Below are 13,400 nucleotides of genomic sequence, written 5' to 3' on the forward strand. Positions count from 1 at the left end.
TGCTCTGGCTAGACCGATGTCCATTACTCAGGGATGGTGTCGATGGGGTGACAACCTTAGTTGAGGAACTCCCCTGATGATTGGCCTTTGCTGTGTGACCATTGCTCTGGCTAGACCGATGTCCATTGGTGAGCATTTGTGTCAGTTGAGTTTCCAAGGTCCTCGGATGACTTGCCCCATTATCCTGACCAAGAGATGTCACTTGATGTCCATCCTGCAAAGCCTTTTCAAAAGCCTTTTTCGTCTTTTCTGACACATAATTAGTGCAATTTAACCGGACATTGAGGGCTTTTTTGTTGTCAGTCTTGGGTGCTGGAGGCTCAATTTGGTAGGGGTCCAGGTTTTTCAAGGGCAAACCAGCGACGCGCAACTGCATAACCGCTTGACGCAATTGGCGATCGCTATCCTGTTGACGACTAGCATTTAAGGCTACGGCCACATGGGGTTTATCACCAAGGATATCGTTTACCAAGTGGGTCAGGATGCTCCGAGGTCCAAACTCAACAAAGCAATACCCCCCTGCATTGTAGATAGTTTCGATTTCCTGCTTGAACAGTACTGACTTGCTTGAGTGTACTCCCAAAATGTTTTTAATGTCTTGGGGTTGAGTGGGATAAGCCTCCCCAGTCACATTGGTATAAACAGGAATTTTTGGTTTTTTGAAGGTAACTGCTTCACTTGCTTGGGCAAAAGCTTTTTGGGCATGCCCAATCAGAGGGGTATGGAACGCAGCGGAAACTGGCAGCAAAATAGTAGAACACCCTTTTTCAGTCAACACTTGCTGTACCTTGGCAATTTCTGCTGTTGAACCGGCTAAGACCACTTGGCGATTGGAATTGAAATTGGCAATGGTAACTTGAGGAAAACTATCAATAACCGCTTTGACTCGATTAACTTCTTCGTTCACCGCCAACATGGCTCCCGGATCAAAATTTGGATCATCTGGGGTTGCCATTGCCTGACCTCTAGCTTTAACTAGGAAAAAGTAATCCTGATCACTCAAAACTTCAGCAGCCCAGAGAGCTGTGAGTTCTCCAAAGCTGTGTCCAGCAATAAAATCAGGCTTAAATCCTGCCTGTTGCAGGATCTTATAAAGACCAACACTGAACGCTCCGATGGCTGGCTGAGCATAATCTGTACGTTGTAGTGCTTCAGCCTGGATATGCCGTTGAGCTGTATCAAACACAGGCGGAGGAAAAACCTTTTCTGAAAGGGGCTTCAAATTATCCTTGAGGAACAGACTATCCATATAACCATAGGTCTGGCGCAAACAAGGGAAGTTCATCACCAGTTCCCGCCCCATTTCTAGATACTGGGAACCTTGCCCTGAAAACAGGGCAACGACTTTTCCTTCCAGCTCCATGGCACTGTGACGATAGTAGATCCCTTGGGGATGATTCCACGATTGTGCTTGTGGTGTGTTTTGCAGCCAGTTAATAGTGGTTTGTAAGCATCTGCAAGCTTGTATTAGAGAATCGGCGACAAACCCCACTCTGGCTTCAGTGACCGGAATTTCTTGGGCTTTACAGCTATCAATCAGTTCCTGGTAGTGCTGCTCTCCAGTCTTAAATTGCAACTTTTGTAAGGTATCTTCACAACGAGCTAACAATTGCTCCGGTGTTGGGGCAGACAGGAGAATCGACTGGGAAGTGTGGTGTAAACGATAGGCATGATTGTGTTCCTGTTGATATTCTTCCAGAACAACATGATAATTCGTGCCACCAAAGCCAAAGGAACTCACACCAGCACGCCTTGGCCCATCTCCTTCAGCGCGAATCCAGGGTCGGGTTTCAGTATTCAAATAAAATGGTGAATTATCAATATCCAGTGTTGGGTTGGGGTTGGTGATGTTGATAGTAGGTGGCAAGATTTTGTGGTGTAGAGCCAAGGCAGTTTTGATTAAACTGGCTGCACCAGCCGCAGCTTTGGTATGCCCAATCTGGGATTTAACACTACCGAGAGCAACATACTGCTTTTTGGGGTTGTTTTCACTAAAAACGTCCTTTAGAGCCTTGAATTCACTGGGATCCCCAGCCTTAGTCCCTGTGCCGTGTGCTTCAATCAGGCTGACACTGGTAGGAGAAAAACCTGCATCTTCGTAAGCCCGCTTTAACGCTTTCCCTTGTCCTTCTGGGCGAGGAGCGTAAATGCTTTTATATCGACCATCACTGGAGGTGCCAATGCCTTTGATCACAGCATAGATTGTGTCATTATCTCGCTTAGCGTCCTCCAGACGTTTGAGTACCAGCATCCCGATGCCTTCACCCAGCATCATCCCATCCGACTCAGCATCGAAAGGCTTAATAGTCTGGCTTGGGGAGATGGCAGGGGTTTTGCTGAAACAAATATAGGCAAAGAGGGAGTTATCGGTGTCAACTCCTCCAGTCAGCATCATGTCAGCGCGATGCTCACTCAGCTCACTAATTGCCATTTTTAAAGCACCTAATGAGCTGGCACAGGCGGCATCCACTACACAGTTTGTCCCCCCCAAATCTAGACGGTTGGCGATTCGTCCAGCAATCACATTAGCTAGCATACCGGGAAAGGCATTTTCGTTCCACTGCACATAGGCTAGCTTTATCTTTTCTACAATTTTTTTAGTATCCTGATCAGATAACCCACTACTTTTTAGGACTTTCTCCCAAATCGGATACTGCAATCTAACTGAAAGTGGTGTACCTAGTTGTTTTCCCAGTGCCGAGCCTAGGATCACCCCAGTACGCTCTCGATTAAACTCCCGGGATTTGCCATAGCCCGCATCTTCGATCGCCTCCTTTGCCACTACTAGACTTAACAGCTGGGAAACATCTGTTACTTCCAGGATGTTCGGAGGTAGCCCAAACTCCATGGGGTTAAAATCGATATGTGGAATAAATCCGCCTCTTTTGCAGTAGGTTTTGTCCGCTGCCTTGGGGTCTGGATCGTAGTAGTCGTCTACATTCCAGTGGGAGGCAGGAACATCAGTAATGCAGTCGATTTTTTGAAGAATATTCGTCCAGTATTCCTGCAAATTTCTGGCTTTTGGTAAAAGCGATGCCATGCCAATAATGGCGATAGGAGTTTGTGGCAGTTTTTGGTTAATATTGCTTGATTCTGTTAATTTATCCGACATCGTGTCTTTCCCTTGGATAAGTTGGATCAGATTCTTTTCAAAGCTATCCACGTCGTCTTGGAGCTGGGCCAATGCCATGTCAAGTTTAGAATTAGACATAGACTGAGTCTTAACCACGGTAAACTAGTTAACTTAATTTAGGTTTTTATTTTTTTGTGAGCATAAAACTAGTTTTATCAACTGAATTGCTTAGTTACTTAATTTAGTTATTTTGACTGATTTACTTTATTTTTTTTCGTACTTAAAAATATAACAAAAATTTAAAAAAGCACTTTTTTAAAAAAATTAATCAAAAAATAACAGCCTATAGTTTTGAATGATTTTTTCTCTGGTAGCCATAATCAAAACTTAATATTATGAAATAAAAAATCGATTTTTTGCCAATCGTTACTGCTATTTAAGCTATTGTAAATAGTATCAATTGCCCTAGGGGATGAGTTGGATAATCTTTTCACAAATTTCATGTGCTGAATGGTTATTGTTGACTGTTTGTAAAGAGACATAAAAAACTACCAAGAGAGGTACCTGGGGGAAGAGAGACAAGTAGGGGAGAAATAGGTAGAAAGTGCTATGTATGAAGGAAACTTGGTATTACTTATTTCTGCCACGTTGCATTAGACTGCCGTAACTCTACATACCTTAGCTTCAGGAAGCAGTTAAGCTCGAAGCAAGTCAATCGTAAGTATTTAGCCTTAGGGAGTAACAAGAAGGCTAAACGTAAGCATTCAGCCGTCAGCCGTCAGCCGTCAGCTTTGTGGCACAGGCCACAAGCGCTGTGACTTTACTCAGATTAAACGAATGCTTACCTGTTGTCTTGATCCCAAGCGCGAGTGGGGGAAACCCCCGCAGGTCGGCGCTGCATCGCTTATTCAAAACCTGTTCGGTGTAGCTTCCCCAAGCGCCCATAAACTGATAGCTGATAGCTGATAGCTGATAGCTGAGTGCTTACGGCTAAACTCCATTGAGAGCAGGCTTGATTGTGTTTTAACCCTCACCACTCTTAGCGCTTATTGACAGGTTTATTGACCAGAAATTAGCCCCTGAATTCCCAGCAAACTACTCTATCTGGTTCAGTTATGATTAACAGGTTTTAATTACGGCTTAATTTCACCCTATACCCTTTCAAGTTGTCATCCCCTGAGGTATTCAGCCATCAGCTAACACGCTACGTGCTTACTGTACTTGCCAGGTACCAGCTATTCATGATTCCTGCAACAGAACCGAGTCAGGAGCAGCCCATCACGAAGCGCGTCGCTCACGAAAACAAGCTTATGGGGGAACTCTCTTTATTGATCAGACGTTGGATTACATTAGCTGTTTGCACAGCATGCCCGTAGCGCGTTAGCTCAGGAGTTGATAGGTGAATGCTTACCCTAAAATAGCAAAACTTTTTCTCCAGATAAAGTCTATCTATCTAGATCGATAGCAGCAATATAGTTGGTGTAAATGACAACATTGACCACATTTATTGTAGAAAAAATATCTTAATTTTACCTAGCCAATCTCCACGGTTTTACAGCTTTATCCAGATAACAATTAAAGACCTAAAATATTTTTTAATCAAGGATGAATACAGGGGTCTCGCCTGTCACGTTTTTTTCTGTTGAGCTAAACTAGGGTTAGCATCGTCAAATTAGTTTGAATGAGCCATGTAGTTTTACAAATAAATCCAGAGTTACAGCTTGAACGCTAACTTCAATACAATAATCATACAATTTTATAATTATCAGATATTTATTTGGTGAATTTTGTATAAATTATTGATTAAGTGGCGATTATAGCGTTAGGTAGAGCTTTCAGCCGTCAAGCACTAGGACTCTGTCAATTTAGTTTTGAGGGTTAGGGCAAGGTGTTAGGCTGAAGGGGTGACAAACAGCCTTAAAAGCCTTACAGGGTGTGGGGTGTGGGGTATTGGGTGTAGGGGAAGATCAGGAGCTGGCCACATTGGTAGCGATGCAGCTGAGGAACAGGGGGTTTCCCCCACTCGCGCTTGGGTACTTGAAGGGACGGTTTAATCAGGTTTCGGACCGATTGTTATCGCTGGGGTCACTCCAAATTCCGTTCTATTTTCCCCACACCCCACACCCCACACCCCATACCCTGTCTAGTTTTTAGCCTTGTTGTCACCCCCTCAGGGTGTTAGGTGTAGGTGTTAGGTGTAGGTGTTAGGTGTTAGGCTTTCACATCCCTCACGGGAAGAAAGATCAGCTCCTAGGCATGGGATCACATCCCCTGTCGCCACTTCACGCCAAATCACCTCAGCCCGTTTACGGACAATGACTTCTTCGAGATCAGATAGAATTAATCGGCTGCCAGCCCTTAATAAATCTCGGGTTAACTCCTGTCCAAAACCACCAGCTGCACCAGTAATGAGTACAACTGCCTCTTGTCAATGAGCCATATTCCTGATCCGTAATTGCTTTATACAGAAATTATATTCAATCATTCAAAAACTGTGAATTAAAGTCCGACAAAGAAAGCTCAAGTAATGGTTGAAAATTGGTGAAGACCTAGGATTTACTCGCACAGGGAAGCTGATCTCGTGCCTAGATCGCTAAAATGTCACTAAAAATAAAAAGTATATTTTAATCATGGTGGTTAAGAAATTTACGCCGTACTTTACTATTATAATAGAAGCTATTTTATACAGAGGAATTTTCTCCAAAGGCAATTTTAAAATTTTAATTTATATAGAGTTAAGAGCATAGCCAATCCCTTGACATCTTTAGGTAATCATTATGTCATTTATCACTCACTATGTGGTTTCAATAAAGATCTCCAAAACCTGTGGTTGGATATGGTCGGGGTATGCAAAAATTAGTTTACAAGCTAGCGGCTGCTTAGGTGACTTGAGTTAATGACTTGAGTTAATCATCTCAGGAGAGATATTGTAAGCATTCAGCCGTCAGCCGTCAGCCGTCAGCTAAAAGCTCACGCTACTTGAGGTGCCGTCAGCCGTCAGCATTCAGCTGACGTAACAAAGATTAAACGAATGCTTACTTGTTGTCTTGATGCAGTCGCTCATGGGGGAAACCACGGCAGTCGCTCATGGGGGGAACCCCCAAGACCGCGCTGCCTCCCCAAGACCGCGCTGCATCGCTTATTTAAAAGCTCAAAGCTGAGAGCTGAGAGCTGATAGCTGAGAGCTGATAGCTGAGAGCTGATAGCTGAATGCTTACGTTGTAACTAATGCCTTGACCACTACCTTACCGTTACCTCTAGTAGGGATGACAGACTGTAGCCTCAATCACCCTATATGACTTCAGAAACGGTCATGGTTTTGACCAAAGCCGCCTGGGAGCATAATTTTTCTACCAAGTACAAGGAAGAATAGGGAGTTTTAATTTTAGTGAAAGCCTCCATTTTTACTACCGCTAATATTGTATTAGCTACTTTGGGAATTGTGGGAGTTGAGGTCAAACCTGCTACATCTCAGTCCTTCGATTTTTCTGATCAAGAAAAATCTGATATCAGTAATTTTTTGAGCAGCCTATCCTCAAACAATCCAACCGTTTCCAATAATAAGTCCTTCTTGAAAAGACTATTGCCTTCGCCGATAGTCAACAGTGGAACATCAGGCAGTAGTCAGGCGTTAGATAATATAATAACCGAATTTATTACTGTCCTGAAAATAGGCACCCCAGGTCCCGATCCTTTTGTAGGGGATTCATCGAATAACGTCATTTTCACTCGTACTGGCAATGATATTTTACTGGGTGTCGATCCTGGTGCTGCTATCCCTGGTCAAGGAGAAATTGATATCTTAATTGGTGGTCCTGATAGTACTAATGAAGGACCGAGCATCAATGCCCCTACCAGAGACCGATTTTTGTTGGGGGATGAGAATAATCCCTACTACGCTGGCGGTAAGGGATTCCGAGGGAATAAGGACTATGCTTTAATTCCAGACTTCGATCCCAACCAAGATACTATTCGGCTTCACGGTAACCCAAGTAACTATACTCTGGCACCGATCGGACCGGAAAAAAATGGCACAGCCATATTTGTGAATAATCCTAAACCTGATCTGATCGCCCTTTTGCCAGGAGCTTCTGGTCTGAGTGTAGATGGCGACTACTTTGAGTACGATAATACTGCTCCATCCCAACAACCAGCTTTAGAGAATGCTCAGCAGTTGGGAAGTGCCAGTGTTGATATCGGGTTTAATGTTGGCACTGATAGCGTTGGTAATGTATATGTTACAGGATGGACTCAAGGGGACTTGGGGCAATCCAATGCTGGATCTCAAGATGCCTACATAGCTAAATACAATAGCGAGGGCAAAGTACAGTGGGTTAAACAGTTGGGGACTTCTGGTGAAGACCGCTCCTTTGATATTAGCTTTGACAGCGCTAACAATGTTTACATTGCAGGCACCACTACGGGTAACTTAGGGGGACCGGTCGTTGGAGGAGATGATGCCTATTTTATTAAGTTAGACAGTAATGGCAACACCTTGTTGAGTAAACAGTATGGAACTGACCAATTCGACACTGCCTTTGGCATTGACGTTGATAATGAGGGTAATATCTACACTGGGGGATATACCTCAGGTGACATAGGCGCAGTAAATGCTGGATCAGATGATCCCTATGTAGCCAAGTTTGATAGCAATGGCAACCAGTTGTGGGCTAAACAGTTTGGTACTCCTTACTTTGACGAACTTTACGGTCTCGCCGCCGACAACAATGGTAATGTTTTTGCTACAGGATTCACTACTGATAAATTAGGCGAACAGCATGCTGGGTTGTATGATGGCTGGTTGACGAAGTTTGATAGCAATGGCAACCAGTTGTGGATTGAGCAGTTTGGTACTTCTAATTATGATTTTGCCTGGGATCTTGCTCTTGATAGCTCTGGTAATGTCTACAGCACAGGATTTACCCTGGGCTCTTTAGGGGGACCTAATGCTGGGTATTATGATGCGTTCTTGGTTAAGTATGACACGGATGGCAACCAGCTATGGACTCAACAGATTGGAACTTCTGGTTCTGATAGTGCCTTGGCTATTGACATCGACAGTAACGGCGTTATCTATATTTCAGGAATCACTGATGGTGATTTAGGAGGAGTCAATGCCGGACTCAATGATGTCTTTGTTGCCAAGTTCGACAGTGAGGGTAACCTGTTGATGACTGAGCAGTTTGGAACCCCCGAAGATGACTTTGCCTTTTTTGGTATTGATGCCCAGCAGGCTGCTAAGGTTTACTTAGCCGGATTTACTGGTGGGTCTTTGGGAGGAGCCAATGCCGGATCCTTTGATGCCTGGGTAGCTAGTTCCAGCCTTTCTGCTGGATCTGTGCCTTCAGCTCCTGAACCCACCACCATTTTGGGTTCGTTAGCCACACTCATGTTTGGTGCTCGCTTCAAGAAAAGAGTTGGAAAGAAGTTCCAGAGCACTCTGTCCAAGAAAAGTACTTAACAAGCTTAATCTAAAACCATTAAGCTAACACCACCAAAACCTTATGATTTCCTAACTTTGTGATCTACTGAGAGTAGCTAAAACCGAGTAGCTAAAACCTGAGCGCTCTTGCTTGAGGGTGTCTTCTACCACTCTCTCAGGCTTAGTACTTAGGCTCCAAGCTTATTGATTTAGACTGGTTGTGGGGTATAGGGTGTGGAGTTTAGTAAGCAAAATTGGAACATTGATTGTTCGGTTCACTGCTTAACTTATAAGACTTTGCTTAAAGCGATGCAGTGCGGTCTTGGGGAGCCAGCGCCTTCATGAGGGGGTTCCCACAGGGCGAACAGCGGCACGCACGTGACCCACACAGAAGCCAAACCATGAGCGACTGCATCAAGACAGTGCCAAAACGATTTTTTTTATCTAATTTTTTTATCTAAAAAAATTAACTATTACGTTTATAAAACTCTCTATAAAAAGAATAATCAAATTCTTATAAACTTCAATTAAGCGTCCTGGTTCGGCTTTTAAAAAAAAATTAAAATATTCCGAAAAATACCTTGCTATAACTTGGATATCATGACAGAATATTTCAAGGGATATAAATAGTTTAATTTCCCCCCCAAAATAAAAATTTAGGGTAAGCACCGGTCAAAAAAACTAAAATCTATAGGATCAGTGGTGTACTGTCAACATTCAGAAATAATTCGAGTTTTACGAACTTGCAAAAGTTGGTACTACACTAGTTCCATCTAGTGTTGACCGAGATATTATATTTATTATTTGGTTTTCTTGCTGAAGCAATAGCTAATTCATCTAGTTCATCAACTATCCATGCTTCCTGCCTCATTTTCTTAAATGAGGTTAATGTACAACAGAACTTCTTATACAGTGAAACCAGTGGCAGATGTGCGATGCACTTCTCCACTACTATTGCCAAATAACGATTATCGTGCATAAGGAAAGTCAACCATTTACAAACTCTGTAAGTCAGTGGTACCTGATTTTGGCAGCAGCTATGGGTTTAGCTACTGGGGGGATTTATCTCTATGCCTTGCCCCAATTTGAATCTAAACCTGAAGGTTCTATATCAAATTCCCCAGAAAATACCATTGCCATTGTTGCGGTCACTGCCCTGGGACGTCTAGAGCCTCAAGGAGAAGTGACTCGTTTGTCTGCCCCTAATTCTGTAGGAGGTACCCGAGTTGAGCAACTCTTAGTGAAGGAAGGAGACAAGATTAAGGCAGGGCAAATCGTCGCTCTGCTGGACAGTTATGCTCTTCGTTTTGCTACTTTAGAACAAGTTAAGCAAAAGGTTCAAATTGCCCAAGCTCGTCTGGACAGAGTCAAAGCTGGAGCTCAGGCAGGAGAAATTGCGGCACAAGAGGCAGCGATCGCTCGTTTACAAGCTCAGTTACGAGGGGAAGTGGCGGCACAGGAAGCCACCCTCGCTCGCTTACAAGCCCAGTTACGAGGGGAAGTGGCAGCACAGGAAGCCACCCTGGCTCGCTTACAAGCCCAATTGCGTAATGCTCAAGCAGAGTATCAACGTAATCAAAAACTCTATCAAGAAGGTGCAATTTCCGCCTCTGTTTTTGACAGTAAACGTCTGCAAGTGGAAACGATTCAAGAGCAAATCAATGAAGCCAATGCTGCTCTGAAACGGACTTTGGAAACGATTCAAGAGCAAATTAATGAAGCCAATGCTACTCTGCGACGGACTATGGACACCGGTCAAGAACAGATCAGTCAAGCTAAAGCCACTCTAGACCGTATTGCTGAGGTTCGTCCAGTAGATGTACAAGTAGCTCAGGAAGAGATTAAGAGTGCGATCGCTGCTGTCAAGCTCGCTGAAGCTGAACTGGATTTAACCTACATCCGTTCTCCTATCGATGGACAAGTCCTGAAAGTTCACACCAAATCTGGAGAAGTTATTGGCAGTGACGGGATTGTTGAGCTAGGTCAAACCGACCAAATGTACGTAATCGCAGAAGTCCATGAAACGGATGTTAGCAAAGTCGATCTGGGTCAAAAGGCTACTATTACTAGCGCTGCTTTTTTGGGGAAAATACAGGGAACAGTCACTCAGATTGGTTTACAAATTGACAGACAACAGGTTTTTGATGTTAATCCTGGATCAGATACGGATCGTAAAGTGGTCGAAGTTAAAATCCGCATTGATGATTCCGTAGACAGTCAACGAGTTGCAGCATTTACCAACTTACAAGTAGAGGTCACCATTCACCTATAACTCGGTTAACCACATTCAGAACTGTTGAATCCAGCAATAAACATTTACCAAAATTCTATCGTTGTTGTCAAGGGATGCAGCGTCGCATCTTTACTCCCTACTCCCTACTTCCTACTCCCTACTCCCTACTCCCTACTCCCATTAACCAACTCCTAGTAAGTCCCTCACCCAATTGAAAACTGCTATATTAAATTCCCCAGACATCCCATTTCCCAAAATGCTTGAAGAATGATTCTCCAACTTCCGATTGCCTGGTTACAACTAGCGAGACAAAGAGTTCGTTTTCTGGTTGCTCTAGCTGGTATTGCTTTTATCGTTGTTCTAATTTTTATGCAACTTGGGTTTAATGATTCTCTCTATAATAGTGCTACTAAGGTGCATCAGATTATCAACGGTGATTTGTTTTTAATCAGTTCCCAATATAAATCTTTGACCGCTAAGCAGAGCTTTCCTAGAGAGCGTTTATATCAGGCTCTAGGATTTAATGGAGTAGAAGCAGTTAGTCCATTATATCTAAGGTTTGCCAAATTTAAAAATCCCATTACTGATCAAAAGTACTCAATCTATGTTATTGGCTTTGATCCGGGAAAACCTGTGCTGAATTCTCCGGAAGTTAATCAAAATATAAATATAATTAAACTTCCTAATGTAGTTTTATTTGACCGGAAGTCTAGACCTGATTTTGGTCCAATTGCTGAGAACTTTGAGCAGGGAAACACGGAACAAACTATCGAAATATTTGCTTTTGCAGCAAGAAAAGGTTATCGAGTTAAGGTTGGGGGCTTGTTTAGTCTAGGACCTTCCTTTGGGGTGGACGGTAATTTGGTAGTTGGCGACTCAACATTGTTCCGGATATTCGATGTAAATTCAGGGATGGTTGATGTAGGAGTCATTACTCTCAGACCTGATGCAGATCCTCAAATGGTTTTAAAAAATTTGAGAAACCACTTATCTGAAGATGTTTTAGTTCTTTCTTATCAAGAATTTATTGACTTTGAAAAAGACTATTGGCAGACAAGAACTCCCATTGGCTTTACCCTTGGTCTGATGCTATTTATGGCATCAGTTGTTGGTATAGTGATTGTCTATCAAATTCTTCATAGTAATATTTCTACTAACTTAGTTGCCTATGCCACTCTAAAAGCAATTGGCTATCCAAATCAATACTTATTATCTGTAGTATTTCAACAGTCTGTTATATTAGCTTTTTTAGGTTATATCCCAGGATTTGCTATCTCCCTAGGTCTGTATCATGTGGCCATGAATGCTACTGGATTACCAATGGAGATGAAACTTCCTCAAGCCTCTATAGTTTTAATAGTAACCATTTTAATGTGTTTGGCTTCTGGTCTCTTGGCTGTTAACAAAATGCGGTCTGCCGATCCAGCTGATATTTTCTAAGTTTCTTTTTTGAAATTTAATAATTGCTAGCCTATAAACTTTACAATTACTATTGTATAATCCAAGAAGCCGATGTCCCAAGAAATTTTGATTGATATAAAAAAACTGAATCATTACTTGGGTCAACGGTCATTAATAAGCCAAATTTTATTTGACATTAATCTGGAAATAAAATCTGGAGAAATTGTCATTATGACGGGTCCATCAGGGTCAGGAAAAACAACGCTGTTGACGTTAATTGGAGGATTGCGTTCTGTACAAGAGGGAAGTCTAAAAATTCTAGACCGAGAATTGTATGGCGCTAGTCCTGCCAAATTAGTGTCAGTGCGTAGCCACATTGGCTATATTTTTCAAGCTCACAACTTACTAGAGTTTTTGACAGCCCGGGAAAATGTTCAAATGGCGATTGAACTGCATCGAGGCATCTCTAACCGGGAAGCTCGTACTAGATCTGAAGCGATGCTCCAACTAGTTAAGCTGGGAGATCGAGTTAATCACTACCCTCAAAACCTTTCTGGGGGGCAAAAACAACGGGTAGCCATTGCCCGTGCTTTAGTCAATCATCCCAAATTGGTCTTAGCAGATGAACCGACTGCTGCTTTAGATAGTAAGACAGGTCGAGATGTGGTTAATCTTATGCAACGACTAGCTCTTGAGCAAGGATGTGCGATTTTGATGGTGACTCACGATAACAGAATTTTGGATGTTGCTGATCGCATCCTTCGTATGGAAGACGGGCATCTACTTACACCACAGTCACCAACTAATGACGAAATGCAAAAGGCAAAAGTCGAAAGACAAATTGAAAATTGAAAATTGAAAGTTGCCATTAACATCAATTAACGGCAATTAGCAATTACTAATTGCTAATTTGATTTTGACTAATGACAAATGAAAAATAACTAAAAAAGTAAACATTATGCTTGAAACTATTTCTGAGCAAATCGATCAAGAATTTCATACTGAAGAAGCTATTCAAGCCTGGTTAGTTTCCCAACTCGCCCAACGATTGGAGGTTGATCCTGAAGAGATAGATATCCAGGAACCATTTGAAAGCTACAACCTAGAATCAGCAGATGCTTTGATTCTTTTAGGTAGATTGGAAAACTATCTTGGCCGTGAGATATCTCCCACCCTGTTGTGGAACTATCCCAACATCGAAGCCCTAGCACAACGTTTAGCTGAAGATGCGAATGGTTAACCATCAAGCAGCAAATAGTGGTAATCATGAC

Annotated in this window: 7 protein-coding genes; 5 read left to right on the top strand and 2 right to left on the bottom strand. The window is 42.7% G+C overall.

Annotated elements, in window-relative coordinates:
• Window positions 1-3,211, bottom strand: a 3,211-nt coding sequence (locus tag F6J90_RS41680; RefSeq protein ID WP_293108312.1) for a beta-ketoacyl synthase N-terminal-like domain-containing protein, incomplete at its 3' end; no start/stop codon positions are given.
• 2,053 nt (window positions 3,212-5,264) lie between these two features.
• Complete coding sequence (locus tag F6J90_RS41685) at window positions 5,265-5,483, bottom strand: hypothetical protein (protein ID WP_293108656.1); 219 nt, start codon at window positions 5,481-5,483, stop codon at window positions 5,265-5,267.
• Between the two features lie 978 nt (window positions 5,484-6,461).
• Between F6J90_RS41685 and F6J90_RS41690 the strand changes: the two genes are divergently transcribed.
• From F6J90_RS41690 to F6J90_RS41710, 5 genes are all read left to right on the top strand, one after another.
• Complete coding sequence (locus tag F6J90_RS41690; RefSeq protein ID WP_293108315.1) at window positions 6,462-8,534, top strand: PEP-CTERM sorting domain-containing protein; 2,073 nt, start codon at window positions 6,462-6,464, stop codon at window positions 8,532-8,534.
• 889 nt (window positions 8,535-9,423) lie between these two features.
• Complete coding sequence (locus F6J90_RS41695; RefSeq protein WP_293108318.1) at window positions 9,424-10,767, top strand: ABC exporter membrane fusion protein; 1,344 nt, start codon at window positions 9,424-9,426, stop codon at window positions 10,765-10,767.
• Between the two features lie 228 nt (window positions 10,768-10,995).
• The gene (gene devC / locus F6J90_RS41700) at window positions 10,996-12,168 is read left to right on the top strand and encodes an ABC transporter permease DevC (protein ID WP_293108321.1); all 1,173 of its coding nucleotides are present in this window, start codon (window positions 10,996-10,998) and stop codon (window positions 12,166-12,168) included.
• Window positions 12,169-12,240: 72 nt separating this feature from the next.
• Window positions 12,241-12,981: a DevA family ABC transporter ATP-binding protein gene (locus tag F6J90_RS41705; RefSeq protein ID WP_293108324.1), complete on the top strand. Its 741-nt coding sequence runs from the start codon at window positions 12,241-12,243 to the stop codon at window positions 12,979-12,981.
• A 106-nt stretch (window positions 12,982-13,087) separates the two neighbouring features.
• Window positions 13,088-13,369, top strand: a complete 282-nt coding sequence (locus F6J90_RS41710; protein WP_293108327.1) for an acyl carrier protein — start codon at window positions 13,088-13,090, stop codon at window positions 13,367-13,369.
• The last annotated feature ends 31 nt before the right edge of the window (window positions 13,370-13,400 follow it).

Origin of the sequence: Moorena sp. SIOASIH (assembly GCF_010671925.1) — a bacterium.
Lineage (GTDB): Bacteria > Cyanobacteriota > Cyanobacteriia > Cyanobacteriales > Coleofasciculaceae > Moorena.

What these genes read in the sequence shown, in the direction of transcription:
- F6J90_RS41695 (WP_293108318.1), top strand. Translation starts at nt 9,424, where the DNA reads ATGTGCGATGCACTTCTCCACTACTATTGCCAAATAACGATTATCGTG.
- F6J90_RS41705 (WP_293108324.1), top strand. Translation starts at nt 12,241, where the DNA reads ATGTCCCAAGAAATTTTGATTGATATAAAAAAACTGAATCATTACTTG.
- F6J90_RS41710 (WP_293108327.1), top strand. Translation starts at nt 13,088, where the DNA reads ATGCTTGAAACTATTTCTGAGCAAATCGATCAAGAATTTCATACTGAA.
- devC (WP_293108321.1), top strand. Translation starts at nt 10,996, where the DNA reads ATGATTCTCCAACTTCCGATTGCCTGGTTACAACTAGCGAGACAAAGA.